This window comes from Pseudomonas sp. VS40 (assembly GCF_018587885.1).
Classification (GTDB): Bacteria; Pseudomonadota; Gammaproteobacteria; order Pseudomonadales; family Pseudomonadaceae; genus Aquipseudomonas; species Aquipseudomonas pergaminensis.
In genome coordinates this window covers 416,021-437,571 of the sequence record NZ_JAGYWD010000002.1, presented here as the reverse complement: position 1 = coordinate 437,571, position 21,551 = coordinate 416,021, and the positions used below count along the sequence as shown (strand labels likewise).

Sequence of the window (21,551 nt, the reverse complement as noted above, 5' to 3'; positions counted from 1 at the left end):
ACAGGTGAGTGAAGCTGGACAAGACAGTCAGGTCACATACAACTTCCATTGGACATACGCCTTGCCAGGCGACGGTACGACGGGCAGGTCAGGTTCCCGGCACAGGGCACATCCGTTGCGCAGCTTAACGAGTGTGGGAAGCCCGCTGCTTGCGACGCTGCGACATATTCGGTCATCGGTAAGCAGGCACTGGGTTGCTACTTGGGCAACCCGCAATATCCGGCAAAGAAACCGGCTATTTCAACGCCCGCGAGTACCAGAAATGACTGATAGTGCCCGTCAGGTCATGCACTGGGTCTGACACAGGATGCAGCACAAAATTCGCCGCAATGGCACAATTGCCCGCATTACGCCCTACCCCAGACAGGATTCCCCATGCTGCAGCTGAAAACCGACGCCCTGATGGTCACCCCGTGCGATGACGAAGAAGACAACATGGCGATGCTCTGCTGCCACGGCAAGAACGGCGAGATGTTCATGCTGACCCGCTACCCGGATGAGGACGAAGTGGAACTGACCTGGGATTACGAACCGTCGACCCTCGACGGGCTGAAAGTCACCCTGGGCGCCACGACCCTGCTGGTTGAACTGGCCGCAGGTGATGCCGATGCCCTGGGCGGCAAGGACCAGCTGGAGATCACCCACGCCACGGCCGCCTCCGACCTGGACGAGGTTGAAGAGACCTTGCAGAACATTCTCAACGGTACCGGCACCTTCACCCGGATTTAAACCGCACCAACGATAAAATGTGGGAGCTGGCTTGCCTGCGATGCGGGCGACTCGGTCTATCAGTCAGACCAGGGCGATGCCATCGCAGGCAAGCCAGCTCCCACAGTAACGGTGTTCGCAACAGAAAGTACGCGTGCCTCTGTTTGTGCGTTACACACAAAAATCCTACAAGTATTGCCAAAAATACCCGTTACTCCGTTAGTCGCCGCCCCCCTCGATGCATTAAAGTAGACGCCCCAGGCCTTGGCATTTTTCACGATGCCCCGACTCATCTCTCCAGGAACCGTCATCGATGGAACATCGTGAAGCGCTGCTTGCGCTGCGAACCTTTCTTTCTACGCAGATTCTCGGCCAGGAAAAACTCATCGATCGCTTGCTGATCGCCTTGCTCGCCGACGGCCATATGCTGGTGGAAGGTGCGCCAGGCCTGGCCAAGACCAAGGCCATCAAAGAGTTGGCCGAAGGCATCGAAGCGCAGTTCCATCGCATCCAGTTCACCCCCGACCTGTTGCCCGCCGACATCACCGGCACCGAGATCTATCGCCCGGAAACCGGCAGCTTTGTGTTCCAACAAGGGCCGATCTTCCACAACCTGGTGCTGGCGGACGAAATCAACCGCGCGCCGGCCAAGGTGCAATCGGCGTTGCTGGAGGCCATGGCCGAGCGCCAGGTCAGCGTCGGGCGTAGCACCTACGACCTGTCGCCACTGTTCCTGGTGATGGCCACGCAAAACCCCATCGAGCAGGAAGGCACCTACCCGCTGCCAGAAGCCCAGCTCGACCGTTTCCTGATGCACGTCAAGATCGGCTTCCCCGACGCCGCCGTCGAGCGACGTATCCTGCAACAAGCCCGTGGCGAAGCGCTCAACGGCGAAACCAAACCGGAACGCCGCGTCAGCCAGCAGGCGATCTTCGCCGCGCGCAAGGAAATCCTCGGCCTGTACATGGCAGACGCCGTGGAGGAATACCTGGTGCAGCTGGTGATGGCCACGCGCACCCCGGCCAAGTTCGACCCGGAGATGGCCGAGTGGATCGCCTACGGCGCCAGCCCACGCGGCTCTATCGCCCTCGACCGCTGCGCGCGGGCGCATGCCTGGCTGGCCGGTCGCGACTTCGTCAGCCCGGAAGACATCCAGGCGGTGCTGTTCGACGTGCTGCGCCACCGCATCATCCTGTCGTTCGAGGCCGAAGCCGCCGGCATTGACCAGGACCGTGTGGTGCAACGCATTCTTGACGTCGTTGCCGTCGCTTGAAACCCATGAACACCGGCGACGGGATTCGCATCACGCTCAGCGAACTGATCGAGATGCGCCATCGCGTGCGCGAAGTGCAGCTGTTTTCCACGCCGAGCCAGCGCAGCCCGCTGATCGGCCTGCACCACTCCAAGCTGCGCGGGCGCGGGGTCGACTTCGACCAAGTGCGCGTGTACCAGGCTGGCGATGACGTGCGCACCATCGACTGGCGCGTGACGGCGCGCACCCAGGAACCGCATACCAAGCTGTTCCATGAAGAACGCGAGCGCCCGATTTTCATCATGGTGGAGCAAAGCTGCCGGCTGTTTTTCGGCTCCGGGCAGATGTTCAAGTCGGTGCTGGCGGCCCAGGCGGCCAGCCTGATCGGCTGGGCTGCGCTGGGGCACAACGACCGCGTCGGCGGGCTGGTGTTCGGTGACAACGAGCACTATGAAATCAAGCCGCGCCGCAGCAAGCAAAGCCTGCTGCAGTTGCTCAACCGCCTGGTGCGCGTCAACCAGAGCCTGAGCACCGAGAGCCGCCCCGAAGCCGACGCCCTCGGCATGGCCCTGCGGCGTGGCCGCGAAGTCTTGCGTCCCGGCAGCCTGGTGATCGTGATCTGCGATGAACGCGCGCTGACCGAAGGTGCCGAGCAACAGCTGAGCCTGCTGTCGCGGCATTGCGACCTGCTGCTGCTGCCGATCTCCGACCCACTGGACCACGCCCTGCCCGCGGCCGGGTTGCTGCGCTTCGCAGAGCGCGGCGCACAGCTGGAACTGGACACGCTCAACTTCGATTTGCGCCAGGCCTACAAGGCCCAGGCCGAAGCGCGCATTGCCCGTTGGGAGCTGCTCGCGCAGAAACTGCGCGTACTGTTGATGCCCTTGAGCACCCAGAGCGAAATGGTCGAGCAACTGCGCGAATACCTCAACCCGCAACGCCCGGTTAAAAAACAATGAGCAGCCTTGACCAACTGCAGCCACTGATCGCCCCGCCCGCCATCGGTTTCTGGCCGCCTGCACCGGGCTGGTGGCTGTTGCTGCTGGTGATTCCGTTGCTTGGGTGGGGCCTGTGGTGGCTGCGGCGTTTCCTGCCGACCCGTCGCCCCATCGCCCGCGCCGAACAACCGCTGGACCCGCTGCGCATCGCCGCCCTGGCGGAGCTGGCGCTGATGCCCAAACCCTACGACGGCGCCCCGGCCGGTGCCTGGCTGCAGCAACTCAATGGCCTGCTCAAGCGCCTGTGCCGCAACGACTACCCCTACAGCCAGAGCCACACCCTCAACGGCCGCAAATGGCTGGCCTTCCTCGATAACCGCTGCCCCGCCGCCGGCCTAACGCGCTGGATGGTGCTGGTGGAAGGCGCCTACAAGCCCGAATGCAAACTCGACGACAAGGCAATCGCCGGCCTGACCCAAGCGGTCGATACCTGGATTCGCAAACATGTTTGAGTTCGCCTGGCCGTGGATCTTTGCCCTGTTGCCTCTGCCCTGGCTGATGCGCCTGGTGCTGCCGGCCGCCGACAGCGGCGAGCCCGCCCTGAAAGTCAGCTACCTCAGCGACCTCGAAGGCCTGGCCCGTCGCCGTGCGCGCGTCAACCTGCCGGGCTGGCGCCAGCAAGCGCCGTTCGTGGTGCTGTGGTTACTGCTGTTGACTGCCGCCGCGCGCCCGGAATGGCTCGGCGAGCCGCTGCCGATTGCCGCCAGTGGCCGCGATTTGCTGGTGGCGGTAGACGTGTCCGGTTCCATGGATTTTCCTGACATGAACTGGCAAGACGAAGACGTGAGTCGCTTGAGCCTGGTCAAACACCTGCTCGGCGATTTCCTCGAAGGCCGCGAAGGTGATCGCGTCGGCTTGATCCTGTTCGGCAGCCAGGCCTACCTGCAAGCGCCGCTGACCTTCGACCGCCGCACCGTGCGCACCTGGCTGGATGAAGCGCGCATCGGCATTGCCGGCAAGAACACCGCGATTGGCGACGCCATCGGCCTGGCCCTCAAACGCCTGCGCCAGCGTCCGGCGCAGAGCCGCGTGCTGATCCTCGTCACCGATGGCGCCAACAATGCCGGGCAGATCGACCCACTCACGGCGGCGCGCCTGGCTGCCGAAGAAGGCGTGAAGATCTACCCGATCGGCATCGGCGCCGACCCCGAGCAAACCGGCTCGCTGGGCATCCTCGGCGTCAACCCGAGCCTGGACCTCGACGAGCCTGCACTCAAGGCCATCGCTGAAGCCACTGGCGGCCAATACTTCCGCGCCCGCGATGGCGAAGAACTGCAAACCATCAAGGCAACGCTCGACAAACTCGAACCCGTCGAGCAACAACCCACCCAGGCACGCCCAGCCCTGGCGCTCTACAGCGCGCCGCTGGCCCTGGCGTTGGTGCTGAGCATGCTGCTGGTGATCCAGGAGCGCTGGCCGAACAACGCCTTGCAGCGGCTGTTCAACCGGCTCTCGAGCAAAGGGATTTTCCTGCAGCAACACCCGGAATGGCGCCAGCGCCTCAAGCGCCTGCGTTTGCGGAGGCGTCGATGATCGACCTGTGGCCGCACTGGTTCCGTCCCTGGTGGCTGTTGCTGCTGCCGTTGCTCGGCTGGTTGCTGTGGCACCTGTGGCACCGGCAAAAGCGTGCCGGGCGCTGGCAGATGATCCTGCCGCCGGCCTTCCACGCCGTCCTGCTCAGCGGTGGCAGCGGGCGTGAGAGCAAAACGCCGTGGGTGGTGCTCGGCATTGCCTGGCTACTGGCGGTGCTGGCGTTGCTCGGCCCCAGTTGGCAGCGCGTTGAGCAGTCCAGTCAGAAGCCATCCGACCCGTTGGTGGTGCTGCTGGAACTGACCCCGGAAATGCTCGCCACCGACAGCCCGCCCAATCGCCTGGAGCAGGCACGCCGCAAGCTGTATGACCTGTTGCAGGCGCGCACCGACGCGCAAACCGCAATCGTCGTGTATGCCGGCAGTGCCCACACCCTGGTGCCGCTGTCGGACGACCTGGCCACCAGCCGCAACCTGCTGGAAGCCTTGCGCCCATCGATCATGCCCGAAGCCGGCCACCGTGCCGACCTGGCTGTCGAGAAAGCCCTTGGCCTGCTCAAGCAAGGCGGGCTCGGCCAGGGGCGCCTGTTGCTGATCGGTTCCTCGCTGTCCAAACAGGAACGCCAGGGCATCCGCCTGCTGCTGCAAAGCGGCCAGGCGCCGAGCTTGTCGATCCTTGGCATCGGCAGCCGTGAGGGCACGCCGGTGACCCAGGAAAGCGGCGAGTTCCTCAAGGACGAACAAGGCGCGATCCTGGTGCCACGCCTGGACAGCCCGACCCTCAAGGCCTTCGCCAGCGAAATGGGCGGCCGCTACCGCGCTGCGCGCCTGGACGACAAAGACCTGCGCCAGCTCGGCGTGCTGGACCCACCGCAAACCTTGCGCAACGACGGCCAATTGCTGCACCTCGACACCTGGGCCGACCAGGGTTACTGGCTGCTCCTGCCGCTGTTGCTGCTGGCCGCCTGCGCTGGCCGGCGCGGCTGGTTGTTCTGCCTGCCGCTGTTGCTGTTGACTGCACCGCAACCCAGCTACGCCTTCGGCCTGCAGGACCTGTGGTTGCGTCCGGATCAGCAAGGCCAATATCTGTTGAAGAAAAAACGCCCCGCCGAAGCCGCCGAACACTTTGAAGACCCGCAGTGGCAAGGCGTGGCGCTGTACGAGGCCGGCAACTATGCCGAGGCTATCAAGCGTTTCGCCGAAGGCAATGACGCCTACTCCCACTACAATCGTGGGAATGCCCTGGCCAAGTCCGGTGAACTGGAAGCGGCGATCGACGCCTACGAGCAAGCACTCGAAGCCCAGCCCGACCTGCAACCGGCGCTGAAAAACAAGGCGCTGGTGGAAACCCTGATGCAGGAACAGGCCGAGCCTGAGCCCACTAAACCGGCAAAAAACGAGGATGACGAAACCACCCAACCCGGCCAAACTGCGCAACCGGGCGCCACTGGGCAAAACGCCACGGGTGGCGAGCAGTCGTCACAAGGCCAGGGTGAAGCCGGCACTGGCGACACCCAGACGGGCAACACGCCGCAAACCGCGGGCAATGAGGTACCGGGCAGCGAGCTGGGCGACGAACAGACCACCACACCGCCGCTGCGTCCCAATGATGCCAGCCTCGACGGTGAACACCGCCAGGCCCTGGAGCAATGGCTGCGGGAGATCCCGGACAACCCCGGTGAACTGCTGCGCCGCAAATTCTGGTACGAACAGCAACAACATCAGGACAAGACTCGATGAGCCGCCGCACCACCCTACTGCTCCTGCTCGCCTTGTCGGCAGGCCACGCCCAGGCGGCGAACCTGACCGCCAGCGTCGACCGCAGCCGCCTCAACTCCGGGGAAACGGTGGAACTGACGGTGGAATCCAGCGATGTCACCCAGTTCGGCAAGCCGGACCTTGCGCCCCTGGATGCGCAGTTCGAAGTCAGCGGCACCCGCCAGATCAACCAGCTCACCACCTTGGGTGGCGATAACCACGCCACCACACGCTGGATCATCACCCTGCTGCCCAAGGAAAACGGCACGGTGGTCATCCCACCCCTGCAGGTGGGCGAGTACAAGACCCAGCCGATCAGCCTGCAAGTCTTGGAGACCGCCAGCCAGAACACCGCCGCCGAGCTGGCGCCGGTGTTTGTCGAGGCCAACCTCGACCAGACCAGCGTCTACGTGCAGGCCCAGGCACTGTTGACAGTGCGCGTGTACCACTCGGTGTCGCTGTATGACGACAGCAGCCTCACGCCTTTGCAGATTGCCGATGCACGCGTGGAGCAGTTGGGCGAGTCGCGCACCTACGAGAAGGTGATCAACAGCATCCGCCATGGCGTGATCGAAACCCGCTATGCGATTTACCCGCAGCACAGCGGCACCCTGGCGATCCCGGCACAGACCTTCAGCGCGACGCTGGTGGAGTCGCGCCCGGCCCAGGAAAACACCCTGCAGGGCACCAAGCCCGGCAAGCTGATCCACGTCAGCTCTGCGCAGTTGCCCCTGGTGGTCAAACCCAAACCCGCGCTGTACCCGGCGGATACGCCCTGGTTGCCGGCGCGCAGCCTGACCCTGAGCGAAAACTGGAACCCGGAGCCTGAGCACGTGCAGGTCGGCGATTCGCTGACCCGCAGCCTCACGATCAAGGCCGAGGGCCTGTCCAGCGCGCAACTGCCGGCCCTGCCCAGCACCGACATCAGCGGCTTGCGCCGCTACCCGGACCAACCGGTGCTCGGCAACCAGACCAATGACCGCGGCCTGATCGGCAGCCGTGAAGACCGCGAAGCCCTGGTGCCCAACCGCGCCGGCGCCCTGGAGCTGCCTGCCGTGGACGTGGTGTGGTGGAACACCCACGAAGACCACCTTGAGCGCAGCAGCTTGCCGGCCCGCACTCTGCAGGTTGCCATCAACCCGAGCCTGGCCGTGGATACCCCCGCCACGCCAACGGTGATCACCGCGCCGGATGATGAACGCCTGTGGCTGTGGCAACTGAGCACATTGATCCTCGCCTGCACCACATTGCTGGGATTTGGCCTCTGGTGGCGCGCGCGTCGCCAACCCGCTGTGCAACGCGCCGCGCAAACCGGCCCAAGCCCACGCACCCTGCTCGACGACCTCAAGCGTGCCACCCAGGCCAATGACCCGCAGGCCACCCGCCAGGCCCTCGACGCCTGGGCTCGCCAGCAGCCGGAAACGCTGGCCGATATGGCGGCGCGGTTCGTGCCGCTGTCGGATGCGCTGGATGGGTTGAATGGTGCGCTGTACAGCGAGAGTGGGCATTTCTGGCTGGGCGAAGACTTGTGGCGTGCGGTCAAGGCCATTCCGGTGGCTGAGCGTGAACAAGACCCGGCGACGGATACCACGAGCTTGCCGCCGCTCTACCCTAAGTAACCGCAACCTCCCTGACACCACACACATCAAAAATATGGGAGCGGGCTTGCCCGCGAATACGGTGTGTCAGATAAAGATACACCGACTGATACACCGCATTCGCGGGCAAGCCCGCTCCCACACTTGGTCTCCATCGTTTGGTTGACATGCATTGTCAAAGGCCAGCAATCCATATCGCTTTAATTTGCAGGAAGTTTCCTAGACAATCCCACGGCCTTGCGCCTGCTCACTCCACTGGCTAGCCTTCGCTCCGTCACTGCACATCAGTGATCGGGTGTGAGATCCCGTGAATTTGTAGGCGCCACGAGCAACATGCTCTATGGCAGCTGTGTGCGGGCAGACTTCGGTCTGGCCGGGTGCGCCTACAAATCCGGTATCTCACCCCGCACATAGCTGCCACCTTTTGACGTGTGAGATCGGCAAAAGAATGGCTCCAAACCCTGTAGGTACTTTCATGAACAAAATCGTCCCCAGCCCACCGCCCACCTTCACCGTGCACCACGACCTCAGCTTCGAAGACGCCCTCGCCCAGATCTGCGACCTGCTGCGTTGCGCAGCCGCGACCGCTGCGGGCACCACCCAAACGCTAAGCAGTGATCAGCGCCATATGGCGGGCGCCACCGAGCACCTGATCAACAGTGCCAGAGCCCTGGCCGACCGAGCGCTGGACTGTCTGCACGCGTAACCCCTGTGGGAGCGGGCTTGCTCGCGAAAGCGGTGTGCCAGGTAAAATGCACTGACTGACACACCGCTTTCGCGAGCAAGCCCGCTCCCACATTGGATCTGTGTCACCCACAGGCACCAGGTGTGCTTTTACAGGTAAACTCCCCTCCTTTTCATCTTTTCCACGGAGTTCGCCTTGCGTCTGTTTCACACCTCCGACTGGCACCTGGGCCAAAACCTTCATGGCCAGGAACGCGACTTCGAACACGCCTGTTTCCTCAAATGGCTGTTGGTCCAATTAAAGGACCATCAGCCGGATGCGCTGCTCATCGCCGGCGATATCTTCGACACGGTCAACCCGCCGCTCAAGGCGCAGGAACGGCTGTATGACTTCATCATCAGCGCCCATGAACAAAACCCGAAACTGACCATCGTGATGATCGCCGGCAACCACGACTCCGGCTCGCGGATCGAACTGCCCGCGCCGTTGATGCGTCGCCTGCGTACCCACGCGCTCGGCCGCGTGCTGTGGCTGGATGACGGCCAGCTGGACGCCGAACGCCTGCTGATCCCGCTGCCGGATGCCAAGGGCAAGGTCGCCGCCTGGTGCCTGGCCCTGCCCTTCCTGCGCCCGGCGGAAGTCACGGGGGCACACCTGGGTGACGATTACCTGCGCGGCATCGGCCAGGTGCATGAAGGGTTGATCGCCGCCGCCAACGCCAAGCGCAAAAAAGGCCAGGCGCTGATCGCCATCAGCCACGCGCACATGGCCGGGGGCTCGGTGTCGGAAGACTCCGAGCGCAGCCTGATCATCGGCAATGCCGAGGCGTTACCGGCCAAACTGTTCGACAGAAGTGTCGCCTATGTTGCCCTCGGCCATTTGCACAAGCCGCAAAAGGTCAATGGCGAAGAGCGCATTCGCTACAGCGGCTCGCCGATTCCACTGTCATTTTCCGAAATCGGCTACAAACACCAGGTTCTCGACGTGACGTTCCAGGGCCAATGCCTGGTAAGTGTCGAACCGATCCTGATCCCCCGCTCGGTCGACCTGCAACGCCTGGAAGCCGCCCCACTGGCGGACATCCTCACGGCGCTGGCCGACTTGCCAGACGTCGACCTGCTCGCCGAAACCCAGCGCCATCCCTGGCTGGAAGTGCGCGTGCGCCTCGACGAGCCGCAGCCCGACCTGCGCCAGCAGATCGAAACCGCACTGCAAGGCAAGGCCGTGCGCCTGGTGCGCATTGCCGCCGAGTACGCCGGCAAACGCGGCAGCGACGACACGGACGATGAGCGCCTGATCGAACTTGACCAGCTCACGCCCCAGGAACTGTTCAGCCGTGCCTGGCAGGACAGCTACGGCAGTGAAGTGGATGAACAGACCTTGAAGGATTTCGCCGTGCTGCTCCAGGAAGTGCAACAGGAGGCTGAACAGCCATGAAGATCCTCGCCATCCGCCTGAAAAACCTCGCCTCCCTGGCCGGCCCGTTTGAGATCGACTTCACCGCCGAGCCCCTGGCCAGTGCTGGGTTGTTCGCGATTACCGGGCCAACTGGCGCCGGTAAAAGCACCCTGCTCGACGCACTGTGCCTGGCGTTGTTTGGCGCGGTGCCACGCCTGGGCGATACCGGCCAGGCGAAGATGCCAGATGCCGACAGCGATATTTCCATCGGTGACCCACGCACCCTGCTGCGGCGCGGCACCGGTGGCGGTTATGCCGAGGTGGATTTTGTCGGCGTCAACGGCCGTCGCTACCGTGCGCGCTGGGAAGCCAATCGCGCCCGCGACAAGGCCAGCGGCAAGTTGCAGAACAGCCGCCAGAGCCTGCTGGACCTGGACAGCGACCAATTGCTGGCCAGCCAGAAAACCGAATACAAGACTCAGCTGGAACTGGCCCTGGGCCTGAACTTCGAACAGTTCACCCGCGCCGTGTTGCTGGCGCAAAGCGAGTTCAGCGCCTTCCTCAAGGCCAACGACAACGAACGCAGCGAACTGCTGGAAAAACTCACTGACACGGCCCTCTACACCCAGCTCGGCCGGCGCGCCTTCGACAAGGCCAAAGAGGCCAGGGACGCCCACAAGCAGTTGCAGGACCAGGCCACCGGCGTGATGCCCCTGGCACCCGAGGACCGCGCCGAACTGGATCAGCAATTCGACGCCGCGCAACAACAGCTCAAGGCCGAGCAAGCACAACTCAAGCAGCTTGAACTTCAGCACACCTGGCTCAAAGAACTGCGTGAATGGCAGGAACGCCAACTCGCCGCTAACGAACAGCTGCAACGCGCGCAGTCCGACTGGGACAACCAAGGGCCGCAACGCCAGGACCTGAGCCGCCTGGACCAGTTGGCACCGCAACGTCATCAATTCGCCCGCCAGGCCGAACTCAGCACGCTGCTCACCCCGCTGGCCGCGCAAATCCAGCTGCATATTCAACAACAAGCCGACCTGCATGCCCGCCAGGAACAAGCCCAGCAACAGCTCGCCACCGCACAGAGCGCATTGGCGCAAGCCCTGAAAAACCAGGGCGATGCCGTGCCGTTGTTGCGCCAGGCGTTTGAACAGCAAAGTACCCTCGCCCACTTGAGCCAGGCACTGGCCAAGCGCACCGAGGACACACAGCAGCACGAACAGGCCTGCGCCGAAGGCCAGGCCCTGCTCAACGGTTTGCAGGAAAAACAGGGCCAGGTCGCCGAACGCCTGCAACGCCTGAGTGCCGAGCTTGAGAGCAGTGCCGCCCTCGCGCCATTGGGCGATGCCTGGAACGCCTACCGCGACCGCCTGCAACAGTTGGTGCTGATCGGTAATCGCCTGAACAAGGGTGAGGCCGAACTGCCGCAATTGGAACAGCGCGCCACCCTTGCCGCCGAACAGTTCACCCAGCAACGCGAAGCGCTGGACCTGCTGTACCAGGAAGCGGGCGCCGAACCCCACGCCGTGGCCGAGCAGATCCAGTTGCTGGCCAGTCTGCTGCAGGACAATCGCAAACAGCAGCGCGCCTTCGAAGACCTGACGCGCCTGTGGGACAGCCAGCAGCAACTGGACCAGCACGCCAGCACACTGACGCAAAAGCTCACCGATGCTCAACAAAAGCGCGAGCAACTGAACCAGACCGGCCTGCAGACCAAAGCTGAGCTGACCGTTGCCGAACAGACCCTGACCGTGACCAAGCAACTGCTGGAACGCCAGCGCCTGGCCCGCAGCGCGAGCGTCGAGGAATTGCGCGAGCAGTTGCAGGACGATCAGCCCTGCCCGGTGTGCGGCAGCCATGAACACCCGTACCACCAGCCCGAAGCCCTGCTGCAAAGCCTCGGTCGCCATGACGAAAACGAAGAAGCCACGGCGCAGAAAGCCGTCGATACCCTCAAGGAGACACTCACCGAGCTGCGCGGTGAAGTGGGTGGCCTGATCGCCCAACAAAAGGAATACCTGCACCAGCAGGAGCAGTTGGCGACGCAACAGCAAGCACTCAAACCCAGCCTGGATGCGCACCCGCTGGCCGCCGCGTTGTTCAACCAGGACGCCGCCAAACGCAGCGCCTGGCTTGACCAGCAACTGAGCCAACTGACCCAGAGCATCACTCAGGACGAGCAGCGTCAAGGCGCCCTGCTCAACCTGCAACAAAATGCCGGCCGCTTGCAGCAACAATTGCAGGCTGCCCAGGAAGCGAGCCAGCAGTCGCGTCAATTGCTGGTGGACCAGCAGCGTGAACTGGCCAGCGACCGCGAACGCCTGGAGCAGGAACTGAACGCGTTCACCGGCCTGTTGCCTGCCGATACCCTGGAAGGTCTGCGCGCCGAGCCAGCCGCCACGTTCATGCAGTTGGACCAGCAGGTCAGCCAGCGCCTTGAACAGCTGGGCCATCAACGTGATGAGCTGGCCGAGCAACAAGAGCGTCAACAGGTCATCGAGAAAGAACAGACCCATCAGCAGCATCGCCAGCAACAACGCGACGCACTGATTCAGCAGGTTACCGAGCTGGCTGCACAACAACAGGCCGGCCAGGAAAAGCTCAGCGCATTGCTCGGCGAGCACAGCACTGCCGAGCAGTGGCAGCATCACCTGGATCAGGCCGTGACCCAGTCGCGCGACAGCGAGGCCGATGCCAACAAACAACTGCAAGCGCTCCACAACGCGCTGATCCAACTGGCCGGCGACCTCAAGTCCCAGCAGGAACGCGAACAGGCCTTGCAGGCCGAGCAACAGACCCTCGACACCCGCATCAGCGAGTGGCGCGCCCTGCACCCGGAACTTGACGACGCAGGCCTCAACCGTTTGCTCGGCTACGATGACGCCCAGGTCAGCCAACTGCGCCAGCAGCTGCAGCACAGCGAAAAAGCCGTCGAACAGGCCAAGGTTTTGCTGCAAGAACGAGAGCAACGTCTCGCCGACCACCAGGCCTTGCACAACGGCAATCTCGACGCCGAGGCACTGGAGAGTGCCCTGGCCGTCCTCAACCAGCAATTGGCCGACAGCGAGAAACGTTGCGCCGAATTACGTGCGCGCCAGTCCGAAGACCAGCGCCGCCAGGACGCCAACCAGGCCTTCGCCGAGCAGATCGCCAAGGCCTATGACGAGTGGCAGCGCTGGGCCCGCCTGAATGCGCTGATCGGTTCGGCCACCGGCGACACCTTCCGCAAGATCGCCCAGGCCTACAACCTCGACCTGCTGGTGCACCACGCCAATGTGCAGCTGCGCCAGCTGGTGCGTCGCTACCGTCTCAAACGCGGCGGCAGCATGCTCGGCCTGTTGGTGATGGACACGGAAATGGGCGATGAGCTGCGCTCGGTGCATTCGTTGTCTGGCGGCGAAACGTTCCTGGTGTCCCTGGCGCTGGCACTCGGCCTGGCGTCGATGGCCTCCAGCACACTGAAGATCGAGTCGCTGTTTATCGATGAAGGCTTTGGCAGCCTGGACCCGGAATCGCTGCAATTGGCCATGGACGCCCTGGACGGCTTGCAGGCCCAAGGGCGCAAGGTGGCGGTGATCTCCCACGTGCAGGAAATGCACGAACGGATTCCGGTACAAATTCAGGTCAAGCGCCAGGGCAATGGCCTGAGTACCCTGGAGGTCAAGTGAACGAAGTGGTGCTGTATTCGTTCCGGCGCTGCCCGTACGCGATGCGGGCACGCCTGGCCCTGCGCTACGCCGGCGTGCCGGTACGTATCGTCGAGGTGAGCCTCAAGGCCAAGCCAGCCGAGATGCTGGCACTCTCGCCCAAGGGCACGGTGCCGGTGTTGAGTGTGGAGGGCGAGGTGATCGACGAAAGCCTGGCAATCATGCAGTGGGCGCTGGCCCGGCACGATCCGGATGACTGGCTGCTGCAGGGTGATCCCGCGGTATTGGCGTTGATTGCCGAGAACGACCAAGGCTTCAAGTATCACTTGGATCGATACAAGTACGCCGAACGCTACCCGCAATTTCCAATGGAGCATTACCGGGCCGAGGGAGAGATGTTCTTGCAGAAGTTGGAGGGGTTACTGGCGGACCGCGCCTATTTGCTGGCCGATCATCCGAGCCTGGCGGACATGGCCCTGGCACCGTTTGTGCGGCAGTTTGCCCATGTGGATCGGGATTGGTTTGCCAGTGCGCCCTACCCTGGGTTGCAGCGCTGGCTAGGCGCGTTCCTGCAATCACCGTTGTTCATCGGTGTAATGGCAAAGCATTAACCGGGATAAGCAGGCCTGTTGTGGTGAGCGGGCTCATCACACATAAGGCAGTATCAGCCTTCGACCAGGCTCAACAATCGCTCGCGCGCCAGCTCCGGCTCACCGTCCACCGGTTGCACGGAGGACAGGATGGGGGCGGAATAGAGGAACAGGATTACTGCGGCGAGTCGGAGTGCCATGCTGTCGATTCCAGGGAAGGCGTCAATATTTGAGCGCCAAATTTAAACACATGGCAATGTGATATCAATCATTTTTATTCAGCAGATGCACAAACGCCAAACCACTCGAACGAGCCAGGCTTCGTTCCAGTGGTTTGGCGTCTGCAGGTGTGCAGGGTCAATCAACGCTCATTGCTGGGTTTTGTGATCCAGCGCGGCGTAGAAGTTAGCGCTTTGTTGCAGGTATTTCTGGGTGTAGGCGCTGGTGCTGGATTTTTTGCCGGTGACTTCCACGCTGGCCGCAGCTGGCAGTGCAACAGTGGCGGAAACAGCAGAAGCGGCGATGATGGAGAAGAGATTCAGATTCATGTCGGTAACCCTTGTGTTCGTTTGGTTGAGTGGCCGGGGAAGGCCTTGGAACCAAACTTACGCCCGGGGGCCGAGCCTTAGAAATGCTTTGAAACAGTAGCCGCTATTAATAGAATTAATACAAAGGCTCAGGCCCCGCAATGCGGGGCCTGTGGCTTATTGACGCACCAGGAACTTGAGGTCGCTGGGCGCATCGATCGGCAATGTCTGCACGGTTTTACCCAACAGGCCGGTCTTCGGGTCACGTTCGACCACTACGATTGCATTGCTCTTCTGGTTGGCGATCAGCAAAAACTTGCCGGTCGGGTCCAGGCTGAACTCGCGCGGGTGATCGCCTTCCACCGAACGACGCTGCAACTCCTTGAGGTGTGCGGTGGCCGGGTCGATGCTGAACACCAGCAATTGGTTGGCCGTACCACGGTTGCTCACATACAGGAACTTGCCGTCGCTTGAAGCGTGCAACGCGGCGCCGGCTTTGTCGGACACCGGCTGCCCGGCGGCGAAGTCCACCAGCTGAGTCTGCGTCAGCGCGCCATCGTTGTAGTCGAACACCGCAACCTGGGCGCTCATCTCGGTGGTCAGCCAGGCATGCTTGCCATCGGCGCTGAACAACAGGTGGCGCGGGCCACTGCCCGGCGGCAATTGCACCGAGGTCGGATCGGCCGAGGTCAAGGGCAGCTCATGGTTGGCCTTGGGGTCATAGCGGTAGGCAAACACCTTGTCCGCGCCCAGGTCCTGCACAAACACATACTTGCCATCCGGCGATGACACCACCGAATGCACATGGTTGGACGCCTGGCGCTCCGGGTTTACCCGGCTGGCCGGGTGCCCGCTCAGTTGCACCGGGGGCGACAGCTTGCCCGCGGCGTCGACCGGCAGCACCGCCAGGCTGCCGCCCGGGTCTTCCAGCACCGAATAGTTGGCCACGAACAGGTAACGCCCATCGGCGGCGACGCTGGAATGGGTCGGTTCATTGCCCAGGCTCTGCACCTGGTTGATCAAGGTCAGTTGGTGATTCTGCGGGTCGATGCTGTAGCTGCTCACGCGCCCCACCGGGTCTTCCTGGCCGGGGCCATTCTCGTTGACCACAAACAGGTGCTTCTGGTCCTTGGAGATCGTCAGCCACGACGGGTTGGCAGCCTTGGCCGCCAGCACTGGCGGGCCCTGGAACCGACCGGTACGGCTGTCGAATTGCAGGCGATAGATCCCTTCGCTGCTGCCGGCGGTGTAGCTGCCCACCAACAGTTCATAGGTGTCGGCCGGCGCAGCCTGCACTGACATCGCACCGACACTGCCCGCCATCAGCAGGGGCCAGAATTTACGCATCATCATCCGCTTCATCCTCGTCGTTATTGTTGCCGGTGAACGCGCTCAGGCAGATCAGGCGGTGCTCGCCCGAATCACCGGTCAGGGTCCAGCTTTGCAGCGTGTCGTCGAAGGTGGCTGCTCGCACCTGCTCCAGGCTGAAACGCCAGCGCTTTTCAGCACGGCCGTCCATGGCGGTGATCAGTAGTGTCTCGGCGTCCAGGCTGAAATCGAAGGCGTGCAGGCCGTCGATCTCCAGCATGTCGGCGTGTTCAAGGACAGTGGTCAGGGTCTCGGCAGTCATGGCAGTCAATCGTCTACGGGAAAGCGCCAATGATAGCCCAGCATGGCAGGTAGGGCCGCGCTTTCATCCATGGGGCGGCTGCAAACACCTGGAAACAGAAGGCTCAAGCTCCCGCCAATCCAAGCGCTCGCCGGCCTGAGTTCACTGCGGCGAAACAGTTGATAACGCATTGTCGCCCCGCCTACATGAATGGGCGGTTATTTTTCCTGCCGTACTTGTTTGTCACCCACGCCAAGGAGGCGTCTGCATGCAATCGGTAAGAACCACTCCACGCCCGTATACGGTGAACCTGCCCATCACGCCCCCACTTCCTGGCGTGCTTGCCCCCCCAGCCGAACCCGCAATCTCCACGGTTGCTCGCCCACAAATACGCGCCTCTATCGCCCAACCGACGTTGAGCTCGCGTTTTACAATCGCGCCGGCAAGCACAACAGAAAACGTCGTCGCCGCGCATTTCGCCAATCGCCCGACGCTACGTTCGGTGGTCGCAGAAATGCTGACCGATGCACTCAAGAGCCAGTACCCCTCCCTGGATATCAATGTCGCCACGACTTCGCTGGCCGTCCCCACCCAGGGCGCTCCCCTGCAGTACGTATTGACGCCTCTGCTCGACCTGGCCCTTGACCACCTGGCCTCGGGCACCGACCTGGATTTCACTGATCGCGATGGCGAGCCCTGCAAATGGATGGATACCGCTCACTTCAGGTTCCTCAAAATCATCGACGACAATGGTCTTCACTCGCGCCTCCTGGATATGCCAACGGTGGAATTGGCCATACGCGCCCTGCGGCCCAACCTGAAAAGCGCCTTCGCCCAAGCGCTGAGCCAGTATTGGGGCCAGGCCGCCTTCCGCACAGACCCGGCCAGCAGCCATTGGTCCTGGCTCAGCGATACGTTGCACACAACCCTGAGCATCGCCAGTCTGGAACAACCCGGCCTGGATGAGCTCCAACGCCAGACGCTGGACCAGGTGACGCACTACCCGGACACCGCGCAGCGTCAGCAGGCGGCGGGTGACAACGCGGCCAAGGTCTACGTGATAGACACAACGTTGAGCAAGGGCGCAGTGAAGACCACCCTCCTGAGTGCCGATCTGTTGATCACGCGCCAGGTCGGGGAGCGCACCATCGTCCTGCACGCAACCGCCGCAGGCAAGGTCACGCCCTATGCCTCGCTGGAAGCGTTCGCCAGCGCCTGGAGCCAGCAATTGGCGCAGCCATTCGATTTCGACCAGATGACCTGGCAGCGCAGAGCGATCGACGGCAACCTCTTCGATACCCAGGCCGCGATCATGCTCAACCAACAACTGGAAAACCTCGACGCCGTCACGCTGCCAGCCAGCAGCAATCCTGAAGACCTGGCACAACTGTTCGCTGCCGCTACCGCCACCGCGCCCTGGTTCGTTGGCGCGCCGGTGCCGTCGACGTCGCACGCACAATCACTGGCCAGCAAGTTCCCCACCTGGCTCAAGCAAGCCAGCGACGCCGAACGCTTTGCCTACCAACGCCTCACCGCGTCCCTCGCCACCAGCGTACAGCGCAATGGAGGACGCACCTTCCTCGACGGTATCCCCGACATACGCCTCTATACCCAGCAGCAACTCGACCTGGCGCTGAGCACTAAAGGCTACGCCGCCAAAGATGTGGAGGTGGTGTTCAAGGTCGCCGTGGGCAACATGGGCAGTGGGTACATCGAACGGGTGAAGATGAGCCTTACTGACATGGCCTTGGAGAACCTTTCCGGCCTGCCCAAGGGCGAGATGGACGTCTACGTGCGCGGGCAACAGGTAGTCGACTCAAGCTTGCCGCAAATGCTCAAGGACCTTATCAGCAAGGTCGACATCGGCAAGCAGTATCCCGCCCTGCTGGAACGTGAACTGTTGAGTGGTACCGAGGCTGCCCAGCAACGCCAGGCGCGGTTCATAGATCAGGTGCCGATCCAGCTCGCCATGCAGGCGCTGGAATTGAAGCTCAAGGGCGATTCGGGCCTGAGCGCCCGCGGGTATCAGTATATCAACGCGGTTCTCCAGCCCGGGGCCGGCGCCAAACGCGTGGACGGCCAGGAGATCACCGTGCGCCCACTGGCGTTTGTACGTAAACCGGGCGCGACACCGGATGTGGTCGAGAACATGTTCGTGATCGAACCGCTGGATGCCAGCCAAGGCCCACATGTCCTCTACCAGCCCCAACTGCAACCGACGCTGCAGGAGTTTGCCAGCCGGGAAGCCTTGCTGGAGGCCATCCGTCAACCCGGCACGTTGCAACAGAACGTGCTGAACTGGCTTGCGGATCACCGCACGCGGGCGGTGTATGGCAACGGTGGTTTCAACATCCCCCATATTGCCCGCTACAGCCTGTTCAATGAGTTCGACCCACCGGCCACCGCGGCGCCGACGACCCTGGCGGTCGATGGCTATGACGCCGCCAGTACCTTGCGCCAGGACCTGTTGACCGGTGACCTGGCCAAACATCTGTTCAAATCCAACGCGCACAGCCTGGTCAACCTGGCAAACGGCCAATCCACGTCCGATACCGAAAGCCGCTGGGCGTCGTTCAAGGAGGTGGGCTTGCTGTTGCTCAATACATTGCTTCCGGTATTACGCGGCTCCGGCGCGATGGCTGGTTGGCTGATGCAACTGGCCAGTATGGAAAATGATTTCGAGCAGATCAATGAACCCAATGGCAAGGACCACTCCGCAGCGGTTGTCGACCTACTGGTTAATGTGGCCCTGTCGCTGGGTCACGTGAGTCCGACCACGCCCACCCGCGGCTCGCGTTTTATCGATCGTCCCGAGGCATCGATTCCCTTGCGTCGTGACGCAGCTACCGCCCCCACGACGGTCAATGTGTCGGTTCAGCAGGCTGCCCCCCAGGAAAACGGTCTGACAGTGGGCAACGATCATACCCTGTTCGACTTCGCCTTCTCCAACCCGCGCGAGCTGACGCCCGCCCAACGTGCCCATATTGACTCGTTCAGCGTCACAGCGCCGGCGCCGGGCGCAGAGCCGATCAACGACGGGGCAAGCAAGGGGCTCTTCAGCATCGACAACCACCTGTATGCACACATCGACAACCTATGGTTCCGGGTGGCCCGGGACCTGGACGGCACCTTCATCATCGACCCGCAAAACAAGGCACGTACAGGGCCATCATTGAAGTCCGGCCCAGACGGCCGATGGCGCCTGGATATCGGCCCCAAGCTAAGGGGAGGCATGCCCAAGCGCAAGGGCATAAAAGACATGGTCAGGGAAAACGCCATGGCCAGGGAACAGGTGGTCGTCCAATACGAGCAAAGCCTCCTGGAAAGCGGAAAAACCCAAAAAACTTTCTTGGCAGCCGTTCGGGCGCTCAATGAAGATCTCGATGCATTCACCACCGCACGAAAAAAACTCATGGTGCAATGGGGGTTGAACAAAGGTGACACAGCCAGCCAATACGCCGCGCCTTATGCAGAACAATTGCAATCTACGCGTCAACTCAGACTGAAGATTGACCAGGGTCTTCGCGACCTGGAGAGGGCGGCCCAAGCCGATATCGCCAGCAACGAAAGAGCCATCGAAATCATCACCCCGAAAAAAATCGGTGCGATCGATGATCTCACCGAGTTCAAGGCCATGCGCTCGTTGATATATTCAAAGAGCATGGCGGACTTGTTGCTGGTCAATAACATTTACGCCCGACTTAACAATCACACTACCGAAATCAGTCTCAGCGGTGAGCCCTTGTCCGACATGATGCGTCGGGCCGGGCCAGGCGCAGAAAAAGCTACCTACGATGAGGCGATTGAAAACCTCAAGATCATCAATCAGGACCGCGAAGGTATTTGGAGGTCCCAGCAAGCACTTGCTGCCCAACTCGAAAAATGGAAAAACGATTCGCCTTCCGCCAGACACAGCGCCGAGAAGTTCCTCAGCGAGCGGAGGCAGGTTGCACCGTCCATCGAAGCTAAAGCCTCGCAGCTGTCCATCATGGCCAACCTCAAGGAGTTGAGCATCATCAGAAGCGCTGACGTGCCGTCAAACTATGGGGTCCTTTTGAAGGCGCGGCTGCAATCGGCCAACCTGAGGCTCGTCAACCAAACCTTCCTTGATCAACACGAATATCAGGGCTACACGCTCACTGAACGCAAGGCTGCATTGACCACGGTGATCGACACCTACGAACAGTCACTGAACGACTTTGAGACCTTGCAAGAACTTCACCCCGAGGTTTTTCGCGACGAATACCGCCAACTGTTCGTCCAACGCCTCACTGAAGTCCTCGATGAGGCCAGGGCCGACTTGGCCGATGCACTGCGCGAAGAACAAGGTTTGTCGCCCGTATTACCCAAGCGCGCCGACAAGCCGGAAAAAGACTCGAAACGGCGAGTCTTCAACACGCGGGACAAGCAAACTCTGATCGGGACATTGCGTGCCCCCACGGAGGGTCAGAATAATGTCATTGATGTGCTGGACCCGAAAACCGGACACCCTATTGCGACTTATAACGAGCACCCGGCCCAGCGTGAATGGGTCAGGCAAGTTGCATATGAACCCCCCGCCGCTACGCCGCCCCGACCGTCCAAGTCCCTGAATACCTATAAAGACGAAGTGAGGGCAATCATCGACGACAGCATCGACAACGAACGCAGGATCGCGTTTCAGAAAAAAAAGCTCAAAGACCCAACAAGACGCGACGGCGTTACCCCACTTGACTGGAACGACATGTGCGAGAGCTTGGCTAACAGGCTCAAGGCAACGGCCGATCAAGTTGAAACCGAGCTTGGCGACAAGCCGGGCACAAAGGAGTTAGTCGCCCAATGGCGCGCAAAGTCCGATGAGCTGCTGCAAGAGGGACGTCAGCATACGGCCGACGGCTATAAAGTCCAAACACCGAGACAGGAAAACGTCGACTTCCTTTGGACGCACGGCTTCGTCGACATCAACCTGGTCAAACGCGCAATTCCTTCGAAATCCGGCGATGTGTTTACCGAGTATACGGTGCGGGAAAAGGGTTCGCACAAGGTGCTGTGGTACGCGCACTTTCACTACCCGAACGCTGCGACGCCGCGCAATGAATACACTGCGGCGCACCTGAAAATCCCGTCCCAGCGCTATGAGACGCAAACGTCGCTGATCGCCAAGGCGGGCAACGACAAAAAAGAGATAGAAAAGATCATCCGCGCCCGGATCACAGCGCCACTGGATGAAAAGCTGTTTTTGAAGCTGTGACCCCCTTTCAGACCAA

General features: G+C 62.0%; 17 protein-coding genes. 12 read left to right on the top strand and 5 right to left on the bottom strand.

Annotation, left to right across the window (positions count from 1 at the left end):
• The first annotated feature begins 375 nt into the window (after positions 1-375).
• The 11 genes from KHP07_RS07020 to KHP07_RS06970 all read left to right on the top strand — a co-directional run bounded on the left by KHP07_RS07020 (position 376) and on the right by KHP07_RS06970 (position 14,190).
• Entirely contained in the window at positions 376-729 is a 354-nt protein-coding gene (locus KHP07_RS07020; protein ID WP_028616470.1) for a hypothetical protein, read from the top strand.
• Between the two features lie 292 nt (positions 730-1,021).
• Positions 1,022-1,981 carry an AAA family ATPase gene (locus KHP07_RS07015; RefSeq protein ID WP_003174327.1) on the top strand — a complete coding sequence of 320 codons (960 nt, stop codon included), beginning with the start codon at positions 1,022-1,024 and terminating at the stop codon, positions 1,979-1,981.
• Between the two features lie 5 nt (positions 1,982-1,986).
• Positions 1,987-2,919, top strand: coding sequence for a DUF58 domain-containing protein (locus KHP07_RS07010; protein ID WP_099491580.1), 933 nt, complete (start codon positions 1,987-1,989; stop codon positions 2,917-2,919).
• Positions 2,916-3,410: a DUF4381 domain-containing protein gene (locus tag KHP07_RS07005; RefSeq protein ID WP_025857779.1), complete on the top strand. Its 495-nt coding sequence runs from the start codon at positions 2,916-2,918 to the stop codon at positions 3,408-3,410. The genes KHP07_RS07010 and KHP07_RS07005 overlap by 4 nt, the downstream gene beginning before the upstream one ends.
• On the top strand, positions 3,403-4,491 hold the full coding sequence (locus KHP07_RS07000; protein WP_078048750.1) for a vWA domain-containing protein: 1,089 nt from the start codon (positions 3,403-3,405) through the stop codon (positions 4,489-4,491). The genes KHP07_RS07005 and KHP07_RS07000 overlap by 8 nt, the downstream gene beginning before the upstream one ends.
• Positions 4,488-6,227 (top strand): tetratricopeptide repeat protein, encoded by a 1,740-nt coding sequence (locus tag KHP07_RS06995; RefSeq protein WP_099491583.1) that lies wholly within the window; start codon positions 4,488-4,490, stop codon positions 6,225-6,227. The genes KHP07_RS07000 and KHP07_RS06995 overlap by 4 nt, the downstream gene beginning before the upstream one ends.
• The gene (locus KHP07_RS06990) at positions 6,224-7,864 is read left to right on the top strand and encodes a BatD family protein (protein WP_214496868.1); all 1,641 of its coding nucleotides are present in this window, start codon (positions 6,224-6,226) and stop codon (positions 7,862-7,864) included. The genes KHP07_RS06995 and KHP07_RS06990 overlap by 4 nt, the downstream gene beginning before the upstream one ends.
• Positions 7,865-8,318: 454 nt before the next feature.
• Positions 8,319-8,549, top strand: a complete 231-nt coding sequence (locus KHP07_RS06985) for a DUF6124 family protein (protein WP_214496867.1) — start codon at positions 8,319-8,321, stop codon at positions 8,547-8,549.
• Positions 8,550-8,723: 174 nt separating this feature from the next.
• Positions 8,724-9,965: an exonuclease SbcCD subunit D C-terminal domain-containing protein gene (locus KHP07_RS06980; RefSeq protein ID WP_214496866.1), complete on the top strand. Its 1,242-nt coding sequence runs from the start codon at positions 8,724-8,726 to the stop codon at positions 9,963-9,965.
• The gene (locus tag KHP07_RS06975) at positions 9,962-13,600 is read left to right on the top strand and encodes an AAA family ATPase (protein WP_214496865.1); all 3,639 of its coding nucleotides are present in this window, start codon (positions 9,962-9,964) and stop codon (positions 13,598-13,600) included. The genes KHP07_RS06980 and KHP07_RS06975 overlap by 4 nt, the downstream gene beginning before the upstream one ends.
• The gene (locus KHP07_RS06970; protein WP_214496864.1) at positions 13,597-14,190 is read left to right on the top strand and encodes a glutathione S-transferase; all 594 of its coding nucleotides are present in this window, start codon (positions 13,597-13,599) and stop codon (positions 14,188-14,190) included. Before KHP07_RS06975 ends, KHP07_RS06970 begins: the two co-directional genes overlap by 4 nt.
• 53 nt (positions 14,191-14,243) lie before the next feature.
• Here the strand turns inward: KHP07_RS06970 and KHP07_RS29670 are convergent, their stop codons facing one another.
• From KHP07_RS29670 to KHP07_RS29470, 5 genes are all read right to left on the bottom strand, one after another.
• On the bottom strand, positions 14,244-14,369 hold the full coding sequence (locus tag KHP07_RS29670; protein ID WP_256581755.1) for a hypothetical protein: 126 nt from the start codon (positions 14,367-14,369) through the stop codon (positions 14,244-14,246).
• Between the two features lie 168 nt (positions 14,370-14,537).
• Entirely contained in the window at positions 14,538-14,717 is a 180-nt protein-coding gene (locus tag KHP07_RS06965; protein WP_010210027.1) for a hypothetical protein, read from the bottom strand.
• A 156-nt stretch (positions 14,718-14,873) separates the two neighbouring features.
• Positions 14,874-16,049 (bottom strand): lactonase family protein, encoded by a 1,176-nt coding sequence (locus KHP07_RS06960; RefSeq protein WP_214496863.1) that lies wholly within the window; start codon positions 16,047-16,049, stop codon positions 14,874-14,876.
• Positions 16,036-16,326: a DUF5629 family protein gene (locus tag KHP07_RS06955; protein ID WP_078048759.1), complete on the bottom strand. Its 291-nt coding sequence runs from the start codon at positions 16,324-16,326 to the stop codon at positions 16,036-16,038. The genes KHP07_RS06960 and KHP07_RS06955 overlap by 14 nt, the downstream gene beginning before the upstream one ends.
• A 472-nt stretch (positions 16,327-16,798) precedes the next feature.
• Positions 16,799-17,305 (bottom strand): hypothetical protein, encoded by a 507-nt coding sequence (locus KHP07_RS29470; protein WP_250883517.1) that lies wholly within the window; start codon positions 17,303-17,305, stop codon positions 16,799-16,801.
• Between KHP07_RS29470 and KHP07_RS06950 the strand changes: the two genes are divergently transcribed.
• Positions 17,297-21,535: a dermonecrotic toxin domain-containing protein gene (locus tag KHP07_RS06950; RefSeq protein ID WP_352152394.1), complete on the top strand. Its 4,239-nt coding sequence runs from the start codon at positions 17,297-17,299 to the stop codon at positions 21,533-21,535. The genes KHP07_RS29470 and KHP07_RS06950 overlap by 9 nt on opposite strands.
• Positions 21,536-21,551 lie beyond the last annotated feature (16 nt).

What these genes read in the sequence shown, in the direction of transcription:
- KHP07_RS07020 (WP_028616470.1), top strand. Translation starts at nt 376, where the DNA reads ATGCTGCAGCTGAAAACCGACGCCCTGATGGTCACCCCGTGCGATGAC.
- KHP07_RS07015 (WP_003174327.1), top strand. Translation starts at nt 1,022, where the DNA reads ATGGAACATCGTGAAGCGCTGCTTGCGCTGCGAACCTTTCTTTCTACG.
- KHP07_RS07010 (WP_099491580.1), top strand. Translation starts at nt 1,987, where the DNA reads ATGAACACCGGCGACGGGATTCGCATCACGCTCAGCGAACTGATCGAG.
- KHP07_RS07005 (WP_025857779.1), top strand. Translation starts at nt 2,916, where the DNA reads ATGAGCAGCCTTGACCAACTGCAGCCACTGATCGCCCCGCCCGCCATC.
- KHP07_RS07000 (WP_078048750.1), top strand. Translation starts at nt 3,403, where the DNA reads ATGTTTGAGTTCGCCTGGCCGTGGATCTTTGCCCTGTTGCCTCTGCCC.
- KHP07_RS06995 (WP_099491583.1), top strand. Translation starts at nt 4,488, where the DNA reads ATGATCGACCTGTGGCCGCACTGGTTCCGTCCCTGGTGGCTGTTGCTG.
- KHP07_RS06990 (WP_214496868.1), top strand. Translation starts at nt 6,224, where the DNA reads ATGAGCCGCCGCACCACCCTACTGCTCCTGCTCGCCTTGTCGGCAGGC.
- KHP07_RS06985 (WP_214496867.1), top strand. Translation starts at nt 8,319, where the DNA reads ATGAACAAAATCGTCCCCAGCCCACCGCCCACCTTCACCGTGCACCAC.
- KHP07_RS06975 (WP_214496865.1), top strand. Translation starts at nt 9,962, where the DNA reads ATGAAGATCCTCGCCATCCGCCTGAAAAACCTCGCCTCCCTGGCCGGC.
- KHP07_RS29670 (WP_256581755.1), bottom strand. Translation starts at nt 14,369, where the DNA reads ATGGCACTCCGACTCGCCGCAGTAATCCTGTTCCTCTATTCCGCCCCC.
- KHP07_RS06965 (WP_010210027.1), bottom strand. Translation starts at nt 14,717, where the DNA reads ATGAATCTGAATCTCTTCTCCATCATCGCCGCTTCTGCTGTTTCCGCC.
- KHP07_RS06960 (WP_214496863.1), bottom strand. Translation starts at nt 16,049, where the DNA reads ATGATGATGCGTAAATTCTGGCCCCTGCTGATGGCGGGCAGTGTCGGT.
- KHP07_RS06955 (WP_078048759.1), bottom strand. Translation starts at nt 16,326, where the DNA reads ATGACTGCCGAGACCCTGACCACTGTCCTTGAACACGCCGACATGCTG.